This is a genomic window from Vulgatibacter sp., assembly GCF_041687135.1.
Taxonomy (GTDB): Bacteria; Myxococcota; Myxococcia; order Myxococcales; family Vulgatibacteraceae; genus JAWLCN01.
Genome location: NZ_JAWLCN010000002.1, coordinates 64,492 through 86,215, shown reverse-complemented (window position 1 = coordinate 86,215; position 21,724 = coordinate 64,492). Strand labels below are relative to the sequence as shown.

The 21,724-nt window shown below is 71.9% G+C and carries 20 protein-coding genes; 13 read left to right on the top strand and 7 right to left on the bottom strand.

Going from position 1 to position 21,724, the window contains the following annotated elements:
- The first annotated feature begins 25 nt into the window (after positions 1-25).
- A complete protein-coding gene (locus ACESMR_RS04320) occupies positions 26-1,456 on the top strand; it encodes an MFS transporter (RefSeq protein ID WP_373045384.1) in 1,431 nt (476 codons plus the stop codon).
- Between the two features lie 13 nt (positions 1,457-1,469).
- On the opposite strand, the gene ACESMR_RS04315 is transcribed toward ACESMR_RS04320, so the two are convergent.
- The 4 genes from ACESMR_RS04315 to ACESMR_RS04300 form a co-directional block, all read right to left on the bottom strand.
- Positions 1,470-1,844: a response regulator gene (locus ACESMR_RS04315; RefSeq protein ID WP_373045382.1), complete on the bottom strand. Its 375-nt coding sequence runs from the start codon at positions 1,842-1,844 to the stop codon at positions 1,470-1,472.
- Positions 1,841-3,454, bottom strand: coding sequence for an ATP-binding protein (locus ACESMR_RS04310; protein WP_373045380.1), 1,614 nt, complete (start codon positions 3,452-3,454; stop codon positions 1,841-1,843). Before ACESMR_RS04310 ends, ACESMR_RS04315 begins: the two co-directional genes overlap by 4 nt.
- An 80-nt stretch (positions 3,455-3,534) precedes the next feature.
- A complete protein-coding gene (locus ACESMR_RS04305; protein WP_373045378.1) occupies positions 3,535-4,746 on the bottom strand; it encodes an NAD(P)/FAD-dependent oxidoreductase in 1,212 nt (403 codons plus the stop codon).
- A 123-nt stretch (positions 4,747-4,869) separates the two neighbouring features.
- Complete coding sequence (locus ACESMR_RS04300; protein WP_373045376.1) at positions 4,870-5,085, bottom strand: heavy-metal-associated domain-containing protein; 216 nt, start codon at positions 5,083-5,085, stop codon at positions 4,870-4,872.
- Positions 5,086-5,230: 145 nt separating this feature from the next.
- On the opposite strand from ACESMR_RS04300, the gene ACESMR_RS04295 reads away from it, so the two are divergent.
- The 4 genes from ACESMR_RS04295 (at position 5,231) to ACESMR_RS04280 (ending at position 10,391) form a co-directional block, all read left to right on the top strand.
- Positions 5,231-7,729, top strand: a complete 2,499-nt coding sequence (locus ACESMR_RS04295) for a heavy metal translocating P-type ATPase (protein WP_373045375.1) — start codon at positions 5,231-5,233, stop codon at positions 7,727-7,729.
- Between the two features lie 221 nt (positions 7,730-7,950).
- Entirely contained in the window at positions 7,951-8,568 is a 618-nt protein-coding gene (locus tag ACESMR_RS04290; protein ID WP_373045373.1) for a hypothetical protein, read from the top strand.
- On the top strand, positions 8,565-9,491 hold the full coding sequence (locus ACESMR_RS04285; RefSeq protein WP_373045371.1) for a site-2 protease family protein: 927 nt from the start codon (positions 8,565-8,567) through the stop codon (positions 9,489-9,491). Before ACESMR_RS04290 ends, ACESMR_RS04285 begins: the two co-directional genes overlap by 4 nt.
- A 12-nt stretch (positions 9,492-9,503) precedes the next feature.
- Entirely contained in the window at positions 9,504-10,391 is an 888-nt protein-coding gene (locus ACESMR_RS04280; RefSeq protein ID WP_373045369.1) for an alpha/beta fold hydrolase, read from the top strand.
- Here ACESMR_RS04280 and ACESMR_RS04275 read toward each other — a convergent pair.
- Positions 10,376-10,975, bottom strand: coding sequence for a short chain dehydrogenase (locus tag ACESMR_RS04275; protein WP_373045367.1), 600 nt, complete (start codon positions 10,973-10,975; stop codon positions 10,376-10,378). The two genes, ACESMR_RS04280 and ACESMR_RS04275, sit on opposite strands and share 16 nt — an antisense overlap.
- A 106-nt stretch (positions 10,976-11,081) precedes the next feature.
- On the opposite strand from ACESMR_RS04275, the gene ACESMR_RS04270 reads away from it, so the two are divergent.
- From ACESMR_RS04270 to ACESMR_RS04245, 6 genes are all read left to right on the top strand, one after another.
- Complete coding sequence (locus tag ACESMR_RS04270; protein WP_373045364.1) at positions 11,082-12,002, top strand: LysR family transcriptional regulator; 921 nt, start codon at positions 11,082-11,084, stop codon at positions 12,000-12,002.
- Between the two features lie 124 nt (positions 12,003-12,126).
- Positions 12,127-12,384, top strand: a complete 258-nt coding sequence (locus ACESMR_RS04265; RefSeq protein ID WP_373045363.1) for a DUF2249 domain-containing protein — start codon at positions 12,127-12,129, stop codon at positions 12,382-12,384.
- A 156-nt stretch (positions 12,385-12,540) separates the two neighbouring features.
- Positions 12,541-13,077: a DUF2249 domain-containing protein gene (locus tag ACESMR_RS04260; protein ID WP_373045361.1), complete on the top strand. Its 537-nt coding sequence runs from the start codon at positions 12,541-12,543 to the stop codon at positions 13,075-13,077.
- Positions 13,074-14,360 carry a hypothetical protein gene (locus ACESMR_RS04255; protein ID WP_373045359.1) on the top strand — a complete coding sequence of 429 codons (1,287 nt, stop codon included), beginning with the start codon at positions 13,074-13,076 and terminating at the stop codon, positions 14,358-14,360. The genes ACESMR_RS04260 and ACESMR_RS04255 overlap by 4 nt, the downstream gene beginning before the upstream one ends.
- A complete protein-coding gene (locus ACESMR_RS04250) occupies positions 14,357-14,668 on the top strand; it encodes a metal-sulfur cluster assembly factor (protein ID WP_373045356.1) in 312 nt (103 codons plus the stop codon). The genes ACESMR_RS04255 and ACESMR_RS04250 overlap by 4 nt, the downstream gene beginning before the upstream one ends.
- 109 nt (positions 14,669-14,777) lie before the next feature.
- The gene (locus ACESMR_RS04245) at positions 14,778-17,003 is read left to right on the top strand and encodes an MXAN_6577-like cysteine-rich protein (RefSeq protein ID WP_373045354.1); all 2,226 of its coding nucleotides are present in this window, start codon (positions 14,778-14,780) and stop codon (positions 17,001-17,003) included.
- Between the two features lie 10 nt (positions 17,004-17,013).
- Here the strand turns inward: ACESMR_RS04245 and ACESMR_RS04240 are convergent, their stop codons facing one another.
- A complete protein-coding gene (locus ACESMR_RS04240) occupies positions 17,014-18,162 on the bottom strand; it encodes an NnrS family protein (protein WP_373045352.1) in 1,149 nt (382 codons plus the stop codon).
- 196 nt (positions 18,163-18,358) lie between these two features.
- On the opposite strand from ACESMR_RS04240, the gene ACESMR_RS04235 reads away from it, so the two are divergent.
- Together ACESMR_RS04235 and ACESMR_RS04230 are read left to right on the top strand one after the other, a co-directional pair.
- Positions 18,359-19,519 (top strand): NAD(P)H-dependent flavin oxidoreductase, encoded by a 1,161-nt coding sequence (locus ACESMR_RS04235; RefSeq protein ID WP_373045349.1) that lies wholly within the window; start codon positions 18,359-18,361, stop codon positions 19,517-19,519.
- 278 nt (positions 19,520-19,797) lie between these two features.
- Positions 19,798-21,162 carry a tryptophanase gene (locus ACESMR_RS04230; protein WP_373045347.1) on the top strand — a complete coding sequence of 455 codons (1,365 nt, stop codon included), beginning with the start codon at positions 19,798-19,800 and terminating at the stop codon, positions 21,160-21,162.
- Here ACESMR_RS04230 and ACESMR_RS04225 read toward each other — a convergent pair.
- Complete coding sequence (locus ACESMR_RS04225) at positions 21,159-21,719, bottom strand: hypothetical protein (protein WP_373045345.1); 561 nt, start codon at positions 21,717-21,719, stop codon at positions 21,159-21,161. The two genes, ACESMR_RS04230 and ACESMR_RS04225, sit on opposite strands and share 4 nt — an antisense overlap.
- Positions 21,720-21,724 lie beyond the last annotated feature (5 nt).

Sequence of the window (21,724 nt, the reverse complement as noted above, 5' to 3'; positions counted from 1 at the left end):
CAGGGGGGCAATGAAAGGGAAGGCAATGTCGAACACTCGTCCCGACCCGAAGCGATGGTGGGCACTCGCGCTCCTCTGCGCCGCGCAGTTCATCGTCATCCTCGACACCTCGATCATCGGCGTGGCACTGCCCTCGATCCAGCAGGCGCTGGGCATCGCGCAGGGTGATCTGCAGTGGGTCTTCAACGCGTACGTGATCGCCTTTGGCGGGCTGCTGCTCCTCGGTGGGCGGCTCTCCGATCTCTTCGGCCAGCGCCGGATCTTCATGGCGGGCTTCGCCATCCTCACCGGCGCTTCGCTCCTCGCGGGCATGGCCCCCGACGACACCACCCTCCTCGCGGGCCGCGCCCTGCAGGGTCTCGGCGCCGCGCTGATCGCGCCGAGCGCGCTCACCGCCCTGATGATGCTCTTCACCGATCCCCGGGAGCTCTCGAAGGCCCTCGGTTTCTGGGGGGCGTCCGCTGCAGCGGGCGGCACCGCCGGCGTCTTCCTCGGCGGCGTGATCACCGAGTGGCTCTCCTGGCGCTGGACCTTCCTGATCAACGTGCCGATGGGGGTCGCGGTGCTCCTCCTCGCGCCGATGCTCCTCCAGCGCGGCGCGCGGCGGCAGGGCAGCGTTGACATCGCCGGCGCCCTCTCGGTCACCGGCGCGGTGGTCGCTGCGGTCTCCGCCATCGTCGGCGCCGAGCAGGTGGGCTGGGGCTCTGCCCGCACCCTCGGCCTCCTCTCCGTGGCGGCGATGCTCCTGGTGGCCTTCGTGCTCATCCAGCGCAGCGTCCGGGCGCCGCTCGTTCCGCTGCGGATCTTCCGGGCGCCGAACCTCACCGCCGGCAACCTGGTGATGGCGCTCCTCGCCGCTGCCTGGATCCCGCTCTGGTTCTTCCTCAACCTTTACCTGCAGCAGGTGCTCGGGCTCTCCGCCTTCAAGGGCGGCCTCGCGCTCCTTCCCATGACGCTTGCGATCATGGCGCTGATGATGGCGGTGACGGCCCGGGTGGTGAACCGCTTCGGCTTCAAGCCGACGCTGGTTGCGGGGCTGCTCCTGCTGGTGGGCTCCCTCGTGCTCCTTGCGCAGGCGCCCGCTGCAGGGAGCTTCGTCGCCCACGTGCTGCCCGCCTCGCTGATCGCGGCGCTCGGCATGTCGCTCGCCTATATCCCCGCGACGATGGCGGCGATGTCCGGCGCGGCGCCGGAGGAGATGGGTCTCGCCTCGGGCCTCGTCAACACCAGCTACCAGGTGGGCTCGGCGCTGGGGCTCGCGGCGATGGTGGCGGTCTCCGGCGCGTGGACTGCAAGCGCCGGGGGCACGGGCCCCGAGGCGCTGACCGCTGGTTTCCACGCCGGCTTCGTCGGCGCCGCGGCCTTCGCCGCCCTCGCCGCGCTCCTCACCCTGGCGTGGCTGCGTGCGCCGCGGGGCGCGCCTGCTGCAGAAGCACCGGTCGTGCCGATGGGCTGATCCCAGCAGCAGTTCAGGCGGGGCAGCGCGCTGCGGCGAGCTGCCCCGCCACCGTCCGTAGCAGCTCGTCGAGGTCGAAGGGCTTGCCGAGCCAGCCGTGGGCCTGCACCTCGAGCGCAGCGTTGCGCACGTCGGCGGCGGCGGTCAGCACGAGGAACGGGATCGCGTCGCCGTGCCGCTCGCGCAGGCAGCGCGCGAAGGCCCTCCCGTCCATCACCGGCATTTTCATGTCGAGGAGGATGAGCTGCGGGCGCCGCTTCTCCAGCTCCTGCAGCGCCAGCTGGCCGTTGGCTGCGGTGCAGACCTCGTAGCCCTCCATCGAGAGCATGTCTTCGAGCAGCGCGAGGATGTCGGCGTCGTCGTCGACGACGAGGATGCGGGGGATCACGCGCGCCCCCGCGGCAGCTCGACGACGAAGCGGCTTCCGGCACCGGGCTCGCTCCGGAAGGTGATCTCGCCGCCGTGCAGCCGCACGATCATCCGCGAGATGTAGAGCCCCACCCCCATGCCGCCATAGTCGTGGGCCGTGTCGGCGTGGGCCCGGAAGAAGGGCTCGAAGATCCGCTCCTGGCTGGCACGGGGGATCCCGATCCCCCGGTCCTGCACGGCGATGGTGACGGACGCAGGCCCCGAGGCGATGGCGATCCCGATCGGGCCACCCGCCGGTGTGTAGCGGACCGCGTTGTCGAGGATGCGGTCGAAGACGTAGGCGAGGCGGTCGCGATCGCCCTCGACGCGTGCGGGATCTCCGTGGAGCGCGAAGGTGTGGGCGCTCGTCCGCGGCTGGTGGGTGTGGACCAGCTCACGGAGCAGGGCGCCGAGGTCGACGGGGCCGCGCTGGATGGAGAGCTTGCCCGCGGTCAGGAGTGAAACTTCGAGGAGGTCCTGCACGATCCGGTCGATCCGGTCGGCGCCGCGCACGATCGCCTCGAGCCTGCGGGCGTTTGCGTCCGTGCCGCTCCCGCTTCGCTGCAGGAGCTGGGCGAAGCCCTTCATGATCGCCACCGGCGTCTTCAGCTCGTGGGCGGCGACCCGCACGAACTGATCCTGCATCTGCTGGAAGCGGAGCTCCTCGGTGGCGTCGGTGACCACCATCACCGCCCCGGAAATCCTCCCGTCTGCATCACGGACGGGGGAGGCGCTCGCCCGGACCATGCGTCGCTGGCCCGAGGGCAGATCGAGCCGCAGGGGGAGCTCGTGGCTGGTCTCGCCCTGCAGCGCGCGCATCGGCGGAAGCTCCTCGGTCGAGAGCTGCTTTCCGTCGAGGGTGGAGACGGAGACGAGCTCCGCGTACGCGGCGATGGGACGAAGCAGCGTCTCCCGGTTCGGAACGCGGAGCACCCGCGCAGCGGCAGCGTTGGCGAAGCCTGCGGTGCCCTTGTCGTCGAAGACCCAGACGCCGCAGGCGATGGCGGAGAGGACGGCCTGGCGCTCCGACGCATCGCGGATCGCGCAGCCCGCGAGGGCCTGCGCCTCGGCGAGGAGGCGCTGTCGTTCGGGCTCGGTGCGCGCCGCTGCCAGCCGCAGCGCGATCTGGTCGGCGCAGGCATGCACCACGTCCCGCTCCCCGGCGCTCCACTCCCGCGCGGGATCGACATCGGCCAGGCCGAGCGCGCCCCAGGGCTCCTCCTCGACGAGGATGGGCACCAGGAGGACCTGCGCCAGCGGCGCATCGCCCTGGAAGCGGGCCTCGTGGCCCGCGCCGATCGGCGCGAGCCAGCGGCCCGCGGCGGGGCCGATTGCATCGGGTTCATCGAAGGGCCAGCTCGCCCGGACCCGAACCTGGTGTCCGTCGCTGCGGTGCAGCTCGAGGACGAAGGCCCGCGAGGCGCCGGTGGCCGCGCCGAGCAGATGGACCGTCCCCTCCAGCACGTCCGCGATCGCCGCCGCGGTCCGCGCCAGCTCGGCGGCGCGACGCACCGCGCGCACCGGCCCGAGCGCTCCGGAAGGGCCGGCGCGCTCCGCCAGCCCACCCGCCTCCGGATGGATGGTCTCCATGGTCCCCCCTGCCAAAAGCGGTGCCCTTGCCAAACTGAAACATAGGGCCGGTGGGTGGGGGGGCAATGTGCATCAAGGGGTCAAGCGGCTGCGAGCGGCTCGCCGTCCTGCGCCAGACGACGCGGATCGACGGGCGTCTGCGCGGCGATTGCCTTGCGCGCCTGGAGCATGTCCCGCGGCCGGTTCATCCCGAACGCGCCCACGAGGCGATCGCCCGCGAGGAAGAAGGTGACGAAAGAGGCCTCCTCCATCGCGCCGCGGACGACGACCCGGTCCCCAGCGTCGGGAAGGCCGACGACCTGCATGCGGTGGCCGTACTGCTCGGTGGAGGCGACCGGAAGCGCGCTTTCGCCTGCTGGCTGCAGGCCGGCCATGGCCCGCCCCGCCTCGTAGCCCTGGGCCCAGGCGTTGCCGTAGCTCTCGAGACGGAGGCTGCGCCCGAAGCGGTGGTGGAAGGTGCGGGCGACGTCGCCGGCGGCGAAGATGCCGGGGATCTCGGTCTCGCCGCGGCCATCCACGGGGATGCCGTCGGCGAGGACGATCCCCGAGCCGCGGAGCCAGTCGACGGCGGGCTCCACGCCCAGGGCGAGCAGGACGAGATCGCAGGCGACGACGGTGCCGGTGTCGAGCACCGCGCCCTCGACCCGGCTTTGGCCGAGGAAGGCGACGACGCTGGTGCCGGTGCGGATCTCCGCGCCGTGTTCGCGGTGGATGGCGACGAGCGGCTTCGCTGCAGCGGCATGGGGGCCGAGGAGGCGCGCCAGGGGCCCCGGCGCCTTCTCGACCACCACGACCTCCTTGCCGAGCCGCCGCGCGGTCGCCGCGACCTCGAGGCCGACGAGGCCGGCGCCCACCACCAGCAGGCGATGGCTCCGCTCGAGGCGCTCCCGGAGCGAGACGGCGTCCTGCAGGGTGCGCAGCGCGACGACGCCGTCGAGGGCGACGCCTGCGATCTGCGGCCAGCGCGGGGCGGCGCCCGTGGCGACGAGGAGCTGATCGAAGGTCCGCTTCCGCCCGTCCTCGAAGAGGAGCCGACGCTCGGGGATCTCGAGACCCACGACCCTGGTGCCGAGCTCGAGCTTCACCCCCAGGTCGTCGTAGTCCGCTGCAGGCTTCAGCCGGACGCTCTCCGGCCCCTCGGTGCCGAGGAGGAAGGATTTGGAGAGCGGCGGCTTCTCGTAGGGAAGCTCCTGCTCCCCGCTGATCATGATGATCGGGCCGTCGTAGCCTCCCTCACGCATCCCCTCGGCAGCCCGCAGCGCCGCCACACCCGCACCCACGATGACGTTCATCCCGCTTCCTCCTGCGGCCCCCCTGGGGCCGGCTCTTCGTCCACCTGCACGGGGACGCAGCGGGGAGCGGGGCATTACACCTCGCGGCAAGGGGGCGGGCCTCGAGGCCCGCCCCCTGGTCGATCAGTCGGCAGGCAGGGCGTCGTAGCCCGCGTCGCGGAGGGCGGCGATCAACGTCTGCACCGGGGCGGCGCCGGTCTCGTGGCGGACCGCCACCGTGCCGTCCGCGAGGCGGACCTCGACCGTCTCCACCCCGTCGACGCCGCGCAGCGCCTCGTCGATGTGCCGCACGCACGAGGGGCAGCTCATTCCCATCACGTCGAGAATCGTCTCGCTCATCTCATCTCCTCTCCCGCGCCCACCAGCGGGCGCCGTGCCTGCCGACGCAGCGGCGCGGCGGGGATTACAGCGCGTAATGGTCGAGCCCCTTTCGCGTCAGCCCAGGCAGACGAGCGGCCAACGGGCCGTGGGAAGGGAGATTCCAATGAAGCTCGAAGCGCAGGGAAACGCGGTTCACGTAGAGATGCCGGTACAGGGCATGACGTGCGCCAGCTGCGTGCGCCGGGTCGAGAAGGCGCTCCACCAGGTGGACGGCGTCGAGACCGCATCGGTCAATTTCGCGCTGGGCCGGGCCTCCGTCGCCTTCGATCCGCAGCGGACCGACCGCAACGCCCTGTCGAAGGCCGTGGAGGAGGCAGGCTACCTGGTGCCCGAGGCGCCGGTGGAGGAGGTCGAGCTGCAGGTGCTCGGGATGACCTGCGCCGCCTGCGTCCGCCGGATCGAGAAGGCGCTCGGCGCCGTGTCCGGCGTGACCGAGGCGTCGGTCAACCTCGCCCTCAAGAAGGCGCGGATCTCGTACGACGCCACCGCGACCTCGCCTGCTGCACTGGCCGAGGCGATCGTCGGCGCCGGGTACGAGGTGCCGGAGATCCCGACGCCCGGCGTCGGCGGCGAGACGGCCAGGCGCATGGAGCTCGCCGATGCGGCGGAGGACGACGAGCGGCGGGTGCTCAAGCGGGATCTCGTAATCGCGCTGCTCCTGAGCGCGCCGCTCCTGGTGCTCGGGATGTCCCACGGCGCCATCCCCGGCACCGACGGCCCCGTCGGCCGCTTCGCCCAGCTCGTGCTCGCCACCGGTGTCGTCTTCGGCCCGGGCTGGCGCTTCTTCCGCCTCGCCTGGGCGGCGCTCCGCCACAAGACCGCGGACATGAACTCGCTGGTCGCCCTCGGCGTCGGCGCGGCGTGGAGCTACTCGACGGTGGCGGTGCTGGTCCCGGGGCTCTTTCCCCATGCCGAGCACGGCGCGACGCCGCACGTCTATTTCGAGGCAGCCGGCTGGATCATCACCTTCCTGCTCCTCGGCAAGCTCCTCGAGACCCGCGCCCGCAGGCACCTGGCCGACGCGGTGCGGCGCCTCGTCTCCCTGCAGCCGAAGACCGCCCGCAAGCTGGACGGCGAGGTCGAGGTAGAGGTCTCCGTCGACGCGATCGGCCCCGGCGACGTGCTGGTGGTGCGTCCCGGCGAGCGGATCCCCATCGACGGCGAGATCGTGAAGGGCAACTCCTCGGTCGACGAGTCGATGCTCACCGGCGAGAGCCTGCCCGTGGAGAAGGCCCCGGGCGACGTCGTCTTCGGCGGCACGGTGAACCAGAGCGGCGCCTTCTTCTTCCGCGTCACCCGCACCGGCAAGGGCACCGCCCTCGCGCGGATCGTCGAGGCGGTGGAGCAGGCGCAGGGCTCGCGGGCGCCGATCGCCCGCCTCGCCGACGTGGTGAGCAGCTGGTTCGTGCCCATCGTCCTCGGCATCGCCCTCGTGACCTTCGTGATCTGGCTGCTGGTCGATCCCACCGCGACCGGTCTCGCCACCGCGGTGGAGCGCTTCGTCGCGGTGCTGGTCATCGCCTGCCCCTGCGCCCTGGGGCTGGCCACGCCCGCTGCGGTCGCGGTGGGAACGGGTAGGGGAGCGGAGCTCGGCGTCCTGGTGAAGGGCGGCTCCGCCCTCGAGGCAGCCAGCCGGATCGACACGGTGCTCCTCGACAAGACCGGCACCATCACCGAGGGCAAGCCCGCCCTCACCGACGTGGTCCGGCTGGGAGAGGGCGACGAGGCGGAGCTGCTCGCCTGGGTGGCAGCTGCGGAGAAGCCCAGCGAGCACCCGGTGGCCCGCGCCATCGTCCAGGCGGCGGAGGCGCGCGGGCTGCCGCTCGCTTCCGCGGAGGATTTCCGCTCCGTCGCCGGCCACGGCGTCGAGGCGGTGGTCGACGGCAAGCGGATCCGGGTGGGCACCGAGGGCTTCCTCTGGCTCGAGGGGATCGCGACCGTCGAGCTCGAGGCGGAGGCGGAGCGCCTCGCCGCCCACGGCAGGACGCCCTCGTTCGTCGCCGTCGACGGGAAGCTCGCAGGCCTGGTGGCCATCGCCGACAGGCCCACTGCCGAGGCCCGTGCGGTGATCGCCGGGATCCGCAAGCTGGGGATCCGGGTGGCGATGGTCACCGGCGATCGGGAGCGGACCGCCAGGGCGGTCGCAGCGGAGGTCGGGATCGACGAGGTCCATGCGGGCGTGAAGCCGGAGCAGAAGGCCGGCATCGTCCAGGAGGAGCGCAGCCGCGGCGGCACCGTCGCCATGGTGGGCGACGGCATCAACGACGCGCCGGCGCTCGCCGGGGCCCACGTCGGCATCGCCATCGGCCACGGCACGGACATCGCGGTGGCGGCTGCCGACATCGCGCTCCTCCGGGGCGGCATCGCCGCGCTGCCCCGGGCGCTGGGGCTGGCCCGGGCCACCCTGCGGACCATCCGCCAGAACCTCTTCTGGGCCTTCGTCTACAACACCGCGGGCATCCCGCTGGCCGCCGGCCTCTTCTTCCCCTGGACCGGCTGGCAGCTCTCGCCGCTCTTCGCCAGCGCGGCGATGGCCCTCTCCAGCGTCTCGGTCCTCGCCAACTCCCTGCGCCTGCGTGGCTGGGGGCGAGACGAGGTCTGAAGCACGCACCATCGGTGGATGCAGCCCGAGCGCCCAGTGGGGCGCTCCAACGCAAAGCAAATTGCGCGCGAAGCGCGCCTCTTGTCCGCTTGGTCCCGCGCCAGCGGGGCCGAGTGGACAAGATTCGAGGCGCCGCAGGGATTCCCGCCCTGCGGCGCCGATCTGCTTGAGGCCCGTGGCTCCGTCCGCGTAGCATCCGGCGCTTTCACAGGAGCCTCCCCTTGCACCAGTTCCCCGTAGCGCCTTCGGCGACCACCGATGCCGTCGCCTCCAACCACGCCGATGCGCGGCTCTGCTCCCTCTGCAGCAACGCGGTGCCGACCCACGAGACCCGCACCGCGGAGCTGCGGCCCCTCTGCACCGGTTGCGCGGACCAGCTCGAGAAGGACCTCGCCGCCGAGAAGAACCTCGGCTCGCGCTTTCCCGTCGCCCTCGCCGCCGGCATCGCCGGCGCCCTGGTGGCGGCAGGGGTCTGGGCGGCGATCGTCGTCTTCACCGAATACGAGGTGGGCTACGTGGCGGTGCTGGTGGGCTACCTCGCTGGCATGGGCGTGAAGCTCGGCGCCGGGAAGGCCCGCGGCAAGTCACTACAAATCACGGCGGCGGCCCTCGGCCTCTTCGGCCTCGTGGTGGCGAAGTACTTCATCTTCGCCCACTTCTTCGCGGCCTCCCTTGCGGAGGACGGGATCAGCGCGGGCCCCTTCGACCCCACCATCCTCGCCATCTTCCCGGTGGCGCTGCCGGGGATGCTCTCGCCCTTCGACCTCCTCTGGGTGCTGCTCGCGCTGAGCACGGCCTGGAAGGTCCCCGCCGCTTCGAAGGTGGCGCTGCAGCGATGAGCGAGCCTTCGGCGCTGGATCGGCTCCGGGCGCTGCAGGCACGGGAAGCGGCGCAGGCTGCAGGCCCGGTCCCCACCCGGCCGCGGGCCGGTGGCTGGCTAGGCGGCATCGCCCTCGCCGCGCTCCTCGGCCTGCAGCTCGTCGGCAAGCTCAAATTCCTCGCGCTCTTCGCCAAGCTCGGCAAATTCGCCACCACCGCCTGGACGATGGTGCTGATGGTCTGGGCCTACTCGCTCTTCTACGGGTGGCCCTTCGCCGCAGGCCTCGTGCTCCTCGTCCTGGTGCACGAGCTCGGCCACGGCGCCGCCGCCTGGCGCGTGGGCCTGCGCGTCGGCGCACCGGTCTTCATCCCCTTCGTCGGCGCCTTCATCGCCCTGAAGGAGCGGCCGCGCTCGACCCTCGAGGACGCGGTGATCGGCGCCGGCGGCCCGCTCTTCGGCACGGCGGGGGCGCTCGGCTGCATCGGGCTCTCCGCGCTCCTGCCGGACGCGGGGCTGCTCCTCGCCATCGGCTACTTCGGCTTGATCCTCAACCTCTTCAACCTGCTGCCGGTCTGGGGACTCGACGGCGATCGGATGCTCGCCCCGGTCTCCGCCAGGGCGGGCATCGCCGGCGTCGGCTTCCTCGGCGCCGCGGCGATCGCCATGGCGCTGCACACCGGCCACCTGAACCCGATCGGCCTCATTGTCGTGCTGGTCGCTGGCTGGCAGGTGGGGCGGCGGATCCTCCGGGCGCGGCAGGCGCTGCCTGCGTCTGCGCTCGACCGGATGGAGCGCCTCCTCGCAGCGGCGAGAAGGGTGCCGGACGACGGCGTCACGCCGGGGCAGCGCGCCGCGGCAGCAGCCGTATACTTCGGGCTGGCCACCGGCCTCGTGATCCTCACCGCCCACCTCCACGACGCGCTGCCGGACGTGGCGTTTTGACCAGGTAGTCGCATGGAAGTCGAGATCGTCCCACCGGATCGGAAGCGCCAGCTCCTGCTCCCCACCGGCCGCCCGATCGGCTGGGCGGAGTGGGGCAGCGAGCAGGGCACGCCGGTGCTCTTCTGCACCGGGGCCGGCATGTCCTCGTCGCTGGGCTTCGGCGCCGAGGCGATCCGCGCCCTCGGGATCCGGCTCCTCTGCATCGATCGCCCGGGCCTGGGGCGCTCGGCGCCCGATCCGGAGAAGAGCTTCGGGAGCTGGACAGCCGACGTCGCAGCCGTCCTCACGGCGGAGGGGATCGAGCGGCCCGCTGCGGTGGCCTACTCGCAGGGTGCGCCTTTCGCCGTGGCCCTGGCCGGCGCGGGCCTCGTCTCGGCGCTGGCGCTGGTCGCCGGGCAGGACGAGCTGGCCCACCCGCAGGTGAAGGCGCTCCTGCCCCTGCAGATGGCGGGGCTCGTCGACGCCATCGCCGCGGACCCAGCGGCCTTCGAGGCGTCCTTCGACACGCAGGTCGACGCGGAGGGCATGCTCGCCCTCGTGCTCGGGATGAGCGCGCCGCACGATCGCGCCTTCTACGAGGCGCCTTCCTTCCTCGCCGCGTACCGCAGGGCGCTGCAGGAGGGCTTCGCCCAGGGGCCCGCCGGCTACGTGCGGGACTTCACCCTGGCGCTCCGGCCCTGGCCGATCCAGCCGGAGGTGGTACGCGTTCCGGTGCACCTCTGGTACGGCGGCAGGGACACCAGCCCCAGCCATTCACCGGATTTCGGCGCTTCGCTGGAGCGGCGCTTCCCGAACGCGGCGCTCCATCTCCTCCCGGAGGAGGGCGGCTCGCTCCTCTGGACGAGGAGCGGTGAGATCCTCCGCGCGCTGCTCTCGGCGGTGGGTCAGTCGACGCGGTAGACCTTGCCGGTCTCCGCGCCCTCGACGCTGCGGCTGTAGGCCAGGGCCACCCGGGCCGCAGGCGCCGATTCGAAGCCGCGGAAGAAGGCGCCGATCGCCGGCATCGACTCGGTGAGCACGGTGGGGCTCACCGCGTTGATCCGCAGGCCCCGGGGCAGCTCGATCGCAGCGCCGCGCACGAAGCCCTCGAGCCCCGCGTTCACCAGGGAGGCGGAGGCGCCGTGGCGGATCGGGGTGTCGGAGAGGATGCCGCTGGTGAGGGTGATCGAGCCGCCGTCCCGCAGCCGCGGGATCGCCGCGCGGGCGAGGTTCACCTGGCCCATCAGCTTGTCCCGGAGCCCGACCTCCCACTGCTCGCTGGTGAGCTCCTCGAGCGGGCCGAAGGCCACGTTGCCTGCGGCGCTGATCACCGCGTCGAGCGGCGCCAGATCCGCCAGCGCCCGGACGATGCTGCGCTCGTCGGTGAGATCGAGCTGCACCGCGCCGCTCTGCCTGCCGGCTGCGATGATCTCGTGGCGGGTCGCGAGCTCGGCTGCGATCGCCTTTCCGATGGTGCCGCCGGCGCCGACCAGAAGAATCCTCATGTTCCGTTCCTTTCGAATGGCGCCGCTCCGACGCGGCGCGTGTACCTCCATCTAACCGCCGCCATCGCCTTGCAAAGGACACGGTGCGGGCAGAGACTGTTTCCAAATGGAAACAATCGCCGACCGGATCCAGCAGGCCATCGCCTTCCTCGCCGTGGTGGAGGAGGGGAGCTTCACCGCGGCCGCCGCGCGGCTCGGGAGCTCCAAGGCCCAGGTGAGCAAGCAGGTCTCCGCCCTCGAGGCGGGGCTGGGGGCGCAGCTCCTCTTCCGATCGACGCGCAGCCTCTCCCTCACCGAGACCGGCAGGCTCTACCTCGACTATTGCCGGCAGCTCCGCGACACGGCGCAGGCGGCGGAGCAGGCCGTGGCGGCGTCGCGCCACGAGGTGGCGGGGATCCTGCGGCTCAGCGCGGCACCCACCTTCGCCGGCGCCTTCCTCCTCGATCTCGTGCACGCCTTCCGCCGGCTCTACCCGGGGATCTCCTTCGAGCTCGACCTGAGCAGGCGCCGCAAGGACCTCGCCCGGGAAGGGATCGACTTCGGCTTCCGCTCCGGTCACAACGTGGACGAGGATCTCGTCGCCAGGCCCATCGGCCAGATGCGCGACGTGCCGGTGGCGAGCCCGGTGCTGCTCAACCGGCTGCCGCCGCTCCGCGCGCCGGAGGATCTGGCAGGGCAGCCCTGCATCGCGAACACCCACTTCCGGGACGATCCGGCCTGGGTGCTGGAGCGCGGCGGCGAGGCGCGGACCGTCGGGCTCGCGCCCATCCTCTCCCTCAACGACTACGGGATGATCCGCACCGCTGCCCTCGAGGGGATGGGGCTCGCGCGCCTGCCGGGCTTCCAGGTGCACCGGGATCTCGAGGCCGGCGCGCTGGTGCGGCTGCTGCCGGATTGGAAGATGCCCGCGCTGCCGATCCACCTCGTCTGGCCGCAGCGCCGGAACCCGCCCCACCGGAACCGGGTCTTCCGGGAGTTCGCCCTGGCCTTCTTCGCCGACCCGCAGCGCGCCGCGCTCCTGCGCTGACCCACGCTGCACCGATGGCGGGTGGAGCGTCCCGGTGCGGAGCGGCACCGGTTCCACGCCGGAACGCCGGCGGCGCGCCAACTGCCGGAAAAGCGCTGGCACGCCGCGTGAAGTACGCCGCGGCATGACCAACACCACCCAGAAGCCCGATGCCGGCGAGCGTCTCGACGTTCGCCCGATCCCGCCCCGCCACAAGCACTCGACCATCTTCGAGACCTTCAACGCGCTGGCTGGCGGCCAGTCGTTCACCCTGGTGAACGACCACGATCCGAAGCCGCTCTACTACCAGTTCAACATGGAGATGCAGGGCCGGTTCGAGTGGGAGTACCTCGAGGAAGGCCCCGAGGTCTGGCGCGTCCGCATCGGCAAGCCGCAGGCCTGATTCAACCCCTCGAAGCGTGTGAAGAAATCGGCCCGGCAAGCGCCGGCCCGCTTTCTTCGCTCGCGCTTCGCGCGAGAAACGCTCCTTCTTGCGTTCGCTCCGCCTTCGGCTTCGCTGGAGAGTTTGTTTCACAAACGCTCACCCCAGGAGATCCCCATGGCCTCGCTCCCCGACGTCGTCCGTGCGGCTGGAATGACCGGCGCCCGCGATCTGGACGTCCGCCCGATCCTCGCGAAGGGCGGCGATCCCTTCCGCCTCATCCTCTCCACCGTGTCGAACCTCGCAGGGAGCGAGGCCCTCCACCTGCTGGTGGGCTTCGAGCCCAGGCCCCTCTACGCCGTGCTCCGCGCACAGGGCCTCGCCGCCCACACCGAGGCCGAGGGGGATCTCTTCCACGTCTGGTTCTACCGGGACGGCGCCGCAGCGCCTGCGGCCACGCAGGAGGATCGCGGGCCGCTGCAGGAGCCTTTCACCATGGACGTCCGCGGCATGGAGCCGCCGGCGCCGATGGTCGCCATCCTGGAGAAGCTCGCGGAGCTCGGCGCCGGCGCCCGGCTCGAGGTGCTCCACCACCGCGAGCCGGTCCTCCTCTACGACAAGTTGAAGTTGCGGGGCTACGCGGCGCGGACCGAGAAGGTCGCCGAGGGTGAGTACATCGTCCGCATCGCCCCTGCCTGGGTCTTCGAGGCATGAACCCGGCAGCAGCCGCAGCGCGGCCGGTGGGTGGTCTCGCCACCGGCTTCGCCCCCTCCTTCCGGCTCATCCAGGCGCATTTCTGGCTCGGCCTCGCAGGGCTCTGTCTCTTCGCCGCGGGGCTGGTTTTCGTCGCGCCGACCCTCGAGGGCCACTTCTTCCAGCCGCGGCTGCTGGGCCTCGTCCACCTCTGCGTGCTCGGGTGGCTCCTGCCCATCGCCCTCGGCGCCATGCACCAGCTGGTGCCGGTGGTCTTCGAGGTGCCGGTGCGGTCCGAGCGGATCGCCTGGGTCGCGCTCTTCCTCTTCGCCGCCGGCGCCGCGGGCCTCGTCGGCCACATGTGGTCGCTCTCGGTGGGCTGGGGCTTTCCCGCTGCTGCGGCGCTGCTCACCACCAGCGTGATCCTCTACGCCTGGAACCTGCTCTCCACCCTGGCCCGCAAGGCGACAATGACGCTCACCGGTGTCTACGTGATCGCCTCGCTCTTCTGGCTCCTGCTGGCGGTGGGCTTCGGCATGGCCCTCGCGTGGCATCTGCACGCGCCCTGGCTGCAGATGAACCACCTGCTGCTCCTCCGCGCCCACGCGCACGCCGCGGGCCTGGGCTTCTTCGGCCTGCTGATCATGGGCGTCGCCTACCGGCTGCTCGAGATGTTCCTGCTCAGCTACGGGGCCAGCGAGCGGGCAGGGCGGGCAGCGTTCCTCTTCGTCAACGCAGGCCTGATCGGCCTGGTGATCGGCTTCGTCACGGACGGCGGGGTTTGGACCATCGCCGCTGCCGCCGCGATCGCCGCCGGCGTCTGCTGCTTCCTCCTCCAGGTCCGGACGATCCACGCCCGCCGGATGCGCAAGAAGACCGACTCGGCCTGGCACCTCACCTTCGCCTCGTTCGCCTATCTCGCGAGCGCTGCAGCCGTCGGCCTGGGCCTCGTCCTCTGGACCGACCCGCCCCACGAGCTGGTGCTGGCCTACGGCCTGATCGCGCTCCCCGGCTTCGTGGGCAGCGTGGTGATCGGCCAGCTCTACAAGATCCTCCCCTTCCTCGTCTGGCTCCACCGCTTCAGCCCCTACGTCGGCCTGAAGAAGGTGCCCGCCGCCAGCGAGATCCTCCCCGAGGCGCCGAAGCGGATCCAGGCGGTGCTGATGCACGCGGGCCTGCTCACGCTTCTTGCCGGCATGGGCACGGGGAGTGGCGCCTTGCGCCTCGCCGGTGCACTCGGCTTCGCCGCCTCGGCCCTTCTCGCCACGCGCAATTTCTCGATCATCCTCAGGAGTCGGCCATGACCGCCGGTTGGATGCAGCTGAAGCTGCTCGAAGCCCTGCACGACGTGCTCGATCCGGAGACGGGGGTGAACCTCGTCGACCTCGGGCTGATCTACGCCGTCGAATTCGAGCCCGCCGATGGCTCGGTGCAGGTTCACATGACCCTCACCACGCCGGCCTGCCCTGCAGGCGGGGTGATGGTCGAGGGGGTCGAGCGGCGCCTCAGCCAGTTCCCGGAGGTGCGTTCGGTGGCGGTCTCGGTGGTCTTCGAGCCGCGCTGGACGCCGGAGTTGATCACGGAGGAAGGGCGCGCCGCCCTCGGCTGGTAGCGCAGTGTGGTTGCGGTGGGGGGACGAGCCCCGGTATGACGCGCCCGGCTTGCGTGGCCGGGTTCTCCGGCCGCCTGCATCCCCTCGCGTTTGACCCGGGTCGTTCTGCATGTTGCTTCGCGTCACGCTTCTCGCCCTCGCCATCCTCCTCACCTCCACCGCCTGCTCCGAGTCGGCCGATCCTGCTCCCTGTGAAGCGGGCCGGATCCGCTGCGGCGACGCCTGCGTCGATCCCGGGAGCGACCCGAGCCACTGCGGCGCCTGTGGGACTGCGTGCGAGGAAGGGGAGGTTTGTTCGCTGGGAAGCTGCGAGGCGAGCTGCGCAGCGCCGCGCACCGACTGCAGCGGCGCCTGCGTCGACACCGCCGCCGACGACGCGCATTGCGGTGGATGCGGGCAGGCCTGTGACGAGGGCACGGTCTGCGCGGATGGCGTCTGCGTCTGCCCGGCGGGCGAGGTGCGCTGCGGCGGGGCCTGCACCGATCGCCTCACCGACGACGCGAATTGCGGCGCGTGTGGCATCGCCTGCGAGGAGGGCCAGCGCTGTGTCGAGGGGGCCTGCGCCTGCGAGGGCGGCCTCGAGGCCTGCGCCTCGGGCTGCGCCGACCTCGCTACGGACGACGCGAACTGCGGCGGCTGCGGCGTGGCCTGCGGCGACGACCGCAGCTGTACCGACGGCAATTGCGTCTGCGACGCCGGCCTCGTCGAATGCGACGGTGCCTGCATCGATCCCGACACCGACGCGGCCCATTGCGGCGGCTGCGGCAATGGTTGTGAGGTCGGCGCCAACGCCACCGCCGCCTCCTGCGCGGCGGGCGTCTGCGCCCTGCAGTGCGCCGAGGGCTGGGCCGATTGCGACGGCGACGTGGCCAACGGCTGCGAGGTGGCGCTCGCGAGCGATGTCGGCCATTGCGGCGCGTGCGGCGCCGCCTGTGGCGAGGGTGCCTTCTGCGAGGAGGGGAGCTGCTGCCAGCAGGGCGCCACGGTCTGCGGCGGCGCCTGCGTCGACACCGCCAGCGATCCGGCCCATTGCGGCGGCTGCGGCCTCGGCTGCAACGGCTGGCCGGGCAGCACCGGAGGCTCCTGTCTCGAGGGCGCCTGCGTCCTCGCCTGCAACCAGGGCGGCGGCGACTGCAACCTCGACGTCGTCGACGGCTGCGAGACCGATCTCGACGCCGATGCGGCCCATTGCGGCGCCTGCGGCAACGAATGCGGCGCGCGCTGCGGCGGGGGGAGCTGCCTCTCCGTCGCCTTCCCGGCGAAGACCTTCCACCACAACTGCGTGCTCCACGGCGACGGCCGGATCTCCTGCTGGGGCTGGAACGTCTACGGGCAGCTCGGCGACGGCGGCGTCGCCAACGCCAACCTGCCGGTGATCGTCGCCCTCGGCGGCGTGATCGAGCTGGCCACCGGCGAGATGCACAGCTGCGCCATCCTCGGTGACGGCGGCGTCGCCTGCTGGGGCAAGAACGACGCGGGGCAGATCGGCACCGGCGCCACCGGCACCTTCGAGGGCGCGCCGCGGATCGTCCAGGACGAGGGCGGCCCCCTCGCCGGCGCGACGCAGCTCGCCCTCACCGAGTCCTCCACCTGCGCGCTCCTTGCTTCCGGCCGGGTGAAGTGCTGGGGCAGCGGCCTGCACGGCAGGCTCGGGAACGGCGGCACCGCAGGCGCCCTCGTCCCCGGCTACGTGCTCGACGGCACCGTGCCGCTGGAGAACGTGGTCGAGATCGCAGCGGGGCTGCAGCACGTCTGCGCCCGCCTCGGCACCGGCACCGTCTCCTGCTGGGGCCGCAACAACAACGGGCAGCTCGGCCTGGGCGACAGCGGCACGGGGACGGAGCGCCTGGTGGCCACCGCCCTCCCCGGCCTGGCCGCCGTCGACCAGGTGGTCGCGGCCGGCTACCGCAGCTGCGCCCGCAGCGGTGGCAGCGCCTACTGCTGGGGCCAGAACCTCCACGGCCAGATCGGCGACGGCACGCAGGTCGAGCGCCACGCGCCGACGCAGGTGGTGGGCCTCACCACCGCCGCGGAGCTCCACATCGCTCCCAACCACGGCTGCGCCACGCTCACGGACTCCACCGCAGCCTGCTGGGGCTTCAACAACATGGGGCAGCTCGGCGACGGCACGCTCGAGCTGCGCACCACGCCGGTGCCGGTGCAGGACGTGAACGGCGCCACCTGGACCGACCTCCAGCAGATCGTCGCCGGCGGCGCCCACACCTGCGCCGTGGAGACCACGCAGGCGGTCCACTGCTGGGGCTACAACGCCATGGGCCAGCTCGGCGACGGCTCCACCGCCACCAGCGGCCAGCCGCTCCCGGTACATTTCTGAGGCGCCGGCGTCAGTGCAGCTTGCCGTCGACGCGCGCCTTCCAGAGGAAGGGCGCGAGGCGGATGCCGACGAGCACGAAGCAGGCGCTCCACCCGAGCGCCGCCAGGCTCACCCAGTCGGTGTAGCGGGCGGGCCAGAGCTGCGTGGCCACGAGGCGGAAGAAGGCGGCCACGCCCATCGCTCCGATCGCGAAGCGGTCGGAGCGGGTGAAGAGCAGCTTGCGGCCGGTGTGTCCCTGGCTGATCCGGATCAGCATGCCGGGGATCACGACGCCCATGGTGAGCAGCGTGAAGGTGTGGAGCGAGAGCGTGCCCACGCCGGTGAAGAGCCCCGTGGTGCGCAGCGCCGCCAGCACCAGGTGGAGCACCAGGCCGAAATAGCCCACGTACATGATCGCGATCTCGAAGCGGCGCAGGCCCACCAGCGGCTTCCAGGTGAGGAGCCTGGCGAAGAGGAGCAGCGCCGCGAGGGCGAGGACGATCCCGGCGATCGTCGTCGGGAGCAGCGCCTCGAAGATCGCCACCAGCAGCAGCACCTTGATCGCGCGGTCGAGCCACGGGGTGCGGGGCAGGTCGACGCCCATCGCGTTGCGCATGAACTGGGTCATCGTCCGCTCGAACATCACCGCGAAGGGCAGGCGGAAGAGCCCCACCGTCATCGCCACGCCCACCGTCCAGCCTGCAGGCGAGATCAGCAGGTTCTTGGCCACCAGGAAGAGCGGCAGGGCGACGATGAAGAAGAGGTTGTCGGGGAAGAAGGTGTCGTGCCTGCGGTAGCGCACCAGCGTGGTGACCACGTAGCCGACGACGTAGACCGGGAAGAGGTTGAGCAGCACGAGGCGGAGTGGATCCGGGGGGAGGAAGACGGCGGCCCGCTCCAGCAGCCAGAGCGCAGCGGCGAGGGCGAGGGCGGCGCCGTGGATCCCCCGGATCTTCACCCAATTCTTGGTCGCGGTGAGGAGGAAGCCACCCAGCACCGCCCAGCCGAATCCGTAGAACATCTCGTGTGCATGCCAGGCGAGCGCCGGCACGCCGGTCGCCGGAAGGGCGATCGCGCCGGCGAAGACGAGGGCCCAGATCACGGGAAGCAGCGCGCCGCTGGCGAAGGCGAGGAGGAAGAAGGGGCGGAATCCTGCGTGCCAGAGCGGTCGATCGAACATGGAGCACTCTTCCCTGGGCTGCGAGGCAGCCGAAGCTGGACGGTCGACGGACGGTCATGCACGGAGCGTGCGCAGCCGCACCGTGCACACGAACCGCGTTGCATCGCAGCAGGAAAACTACTTCCGCGTTTCGTGACGCTGCGGTGATGGGACGGGCGGACAGTGGAGCTCCCCATCCCCCCACGGAGAGAGCGCCATGCACCTTCCGCCGTCCGCCCAGCCCAGCCATCCCGCCGTCCGCACCTCGCCGGCACCTGCGGTCGACCTGCCGCCGGCGCCGAAGCTCACCACCGAGGCGATCGCCGCCTTGCGCGCTGCGGGCAAGGTGCTGCTGGTGCAGGGCGCGATGGGGCTCCACGCCTCCGACGGCCTCGCCGGCAAGGTGGCCGCCGCGCCGAGCGGTCGCTTCGTCCCGGTCGGGACCATCTCCGCCGTGGGCAAGACGGTGGAGGGGCTCGTCGGCGAGATCCGCCGCGCCCGCAGCGAGGCGCCGCACGGCTACGTCGGGGTCAATCTGATGGCAGCCCTCAACCGCGACGATTTCGAGACCCTCGCCAAAGCGGCCCTCGCCGAGGGGATCAGCTTCCTCGTGCAGGGCGCCGGCATCTCGCGCGAGGTGATCCGCTGGTGCCGCGACGCGCAGACGCCCTTCGTCGGCATCGTCTCCTCGGGGCGCCTCGCCGCCACCTACGAGCGCTGGGGCGCGTCCTTCCTCGTCGCCGAGGGGAGCGAGGCCGGCGGCCACATCGGCGACATCGATCATCCCCTCGCCGCGCTGGTGGCGGAGGTCCGGGCCGCCACCTCCCTGCCGGTGATCGCCGCAGGCGGCATCGTGGGCAGCGAGATCGGGCCGCTCCTGCGCATCGGGGCGGACGGCGTGCAGCTGGCGACGCGTTTCCTCGCCTGCACCGACGGCGACGCCCACCCGAACTTCAAGCGCATGCACCTCGGCAAGACCGAGGAGGACGTGGTGGTGATCACCAGCACGGTGAAGGGGATGAAGGCGCGGGCGATCCGCAATCCCTTCACCGAGGCGCTGGCGGAAGGAAAGGCCTTTCCGCCGAAGACGAAGGCCTGGTTCTACGGGCGCGAGGGCTACCGGGGCAGGCGGAAGAGCTGCATCGATTGCCTCGCCCGCGACCTCTGCATCTGCAGGGAGAGCGATTTCAAGGAGAGCTTCTGCATTACCGACGCGCTCCTGCGCGCAGCCGTTCTCGGTGACGTGGAGGAGGGTCTCTTCTACTCCGGCAGCAGCGTCACCCGGATCCCGGAGCGGGCGCTGGAGGAATGCACCGACGCCCATGGTCTCGTGGCGCGGCTCGAGGCGGAACTCGGCGCCTGGGAGTCGGTGCAGTAGCGCTCCGCCATCGAGCGCTCCAACGCGGGGCGCCGTTTCGGCGCGGGACACGTCGTCTCGGGATGGAGCGCTCGTGCCTCCTCCGGGCGGGCACGCTTCGTGAAGTGCAGGCAGCCGCCGGCGCGGCAGGACGAGCGTCTGCCGGGCCGGCGAATCACCCGCCACGCTTGCGCACGTTTGCCATGGGCCTAGTTGCCTGCGGATGCCTCCCCGGGCGTGAAGCGAGGCCTGGGCCTGCTGTGCGGTGGCGACGCGCGTCGCCGCACGTGGAGTTGCGCGTGCACGTTCCCTTTCCTCCCTTCAAGGCCAAGGTCGTAGAGCCGATCCCCGTCACCACCCGCGCGCAGCGCGAGGCGCTGCTCGTCGAGGCGGGCTACAACCTCTTCCGCCTGCCTGCGGATCGGGTCTCGATCGATCTGCTCACCGACTCCGGCACCGGCGCGATGAGCGCGGTGCAGTGGGGACGGGCGGTGCAGGGGGACGAGGCCTACGCCTGCTCGCCGAGCTGGAACCGGTTCCGGGACACGGTCCGCTCGATCACCGGCATGGACGAGGTCTTCCCGGTGCACCAGGGGCGCGCTGCGGAGCGGATCCTCTTCGAGGCGATCGTGAAGGCGGGCGACGTCGTCCCCTCGAACACCGCCTTCGACACCACCCGGGCCAACATCGAGCGACGCGGCGCCTCGGTGATCGATCTGCCCCATCCCTCCGCCGCCGATCCACGCTCGGACGCGCCCTTCAAGGGCGACATCGACCTCGGCCGCCTCGAGCAGGTCCTCGCCGCCAACCGGGGCCGCGTGCCCCTCGTTGTCCTCACCGTCACCAACAACGCTGGTGGCGGGCAGCCGCTGCACCCGGAGAACGCCAAAGCGGCCCGGGCGATCTGCCAGCGCTACGGCGTGCCGGTCTACATCGACGCCGCCCGCTTCGCCGAGAACGCGGCGCTGGTAATCGAGCGGGATCCGCAGCTCCACGACGCGCAGCCCCGCACCGTCGCCCGCGCGATCTTCGACTGCGCGGACGGCGCGCTGATGAGCTGCAAGAAGGACGGCATCGCCCACATCGGCGGCTTCCTCGCGGTCCGCGACCAAGCGCTCGCTGCGCAGCTCGGCGAGAACCTCATCGCCACCGAAGGCTTCCTCACCTACGGCGGCCTCGCCGGCAGGGATCTCGAGGCGATCGCCGCGGGCCTCGAGGAGGCCCTCGAGCCCGCCTACCTCGCCCACCGCCTCGCGCAGTCCCGCCACCTCCACCAGCGGCTCACCGCTGCGGGCGTGCCGGTGATCGGCCCGCCGGGCGGCCACGCGGTCTTCGTCGACGCGGCGGCCCTCGCCCCGCACCTCGCCCCTGCGCAGCTCCCGGGGCAGGCGGTGGCGGTGGAGCTCTTCCGCATCGCCGGCGTGCGTGCCTGCGAGATCGGCACGCTGATGTTCGGCGGTGGGGCGAGTGCGCGCGAGGGCGGCAAGGAGCTGGTGCGCCTCGCGCTGCCCCGCCGCGTCTACGAGAGCGCCCACCTCGACTACGTGGCAGACGCCCTCGGTCGGATCGCGAAGAACGCGGCAGCCCTGCCGGCCTACGAGATCGTCGAGGGCGCCGGGCCCCTGCGCCACTTCGTGGCGAAGCTGCGCCCGGCCGCGCGTTAGTCGACGGTCTGCCGCTCCACCCGGAAGAAGCCCTCCGAGATGGTCCAGGTCGCCTCGCCTTCGTAGGCGACCGCCGTCCCCTCGAAGCGGCCCTCGAGCCACGCGCCGTCCTCGGTGAGGCGGATGGTGCAGCTCCCGCCGTCGAGGCGCGAGCTCGCGTGCCATCCGTCCTCGGGATCGAAGACGGAGACCTCCATCTCCACCTCGCCGGCGCGGTCGCAGTGGAGCTCGGGGCCGGCATCCGCCGGGAAGCTGAGGCTGATGGCAAAGCCGTGGTCCTTGTCGGTATGGACACTCCCGGCGACGAGAAAGTCCTCGAGGAAGAGCAGGGTGGTCCACTCGGCCTCGAACGGCTCGCCGTCCGCCGTCGCCTCGAAGGTCCAATCGCTGCGGGTGCAGCTGTAGGAGCCTTCGAAGCCGGGGAAACACGCGCCGTTGCCGGCGCCGCCCGTGCCGCCGGTCCCGCCCGGCTGCTGCTTCGTATCGTCCGCGTCGCCGCCGCCGCAGGCCCAGCTCGCCACGAGCGCGAGGGCCCATCCTGCCTTCTTCCAATGCACGTCGA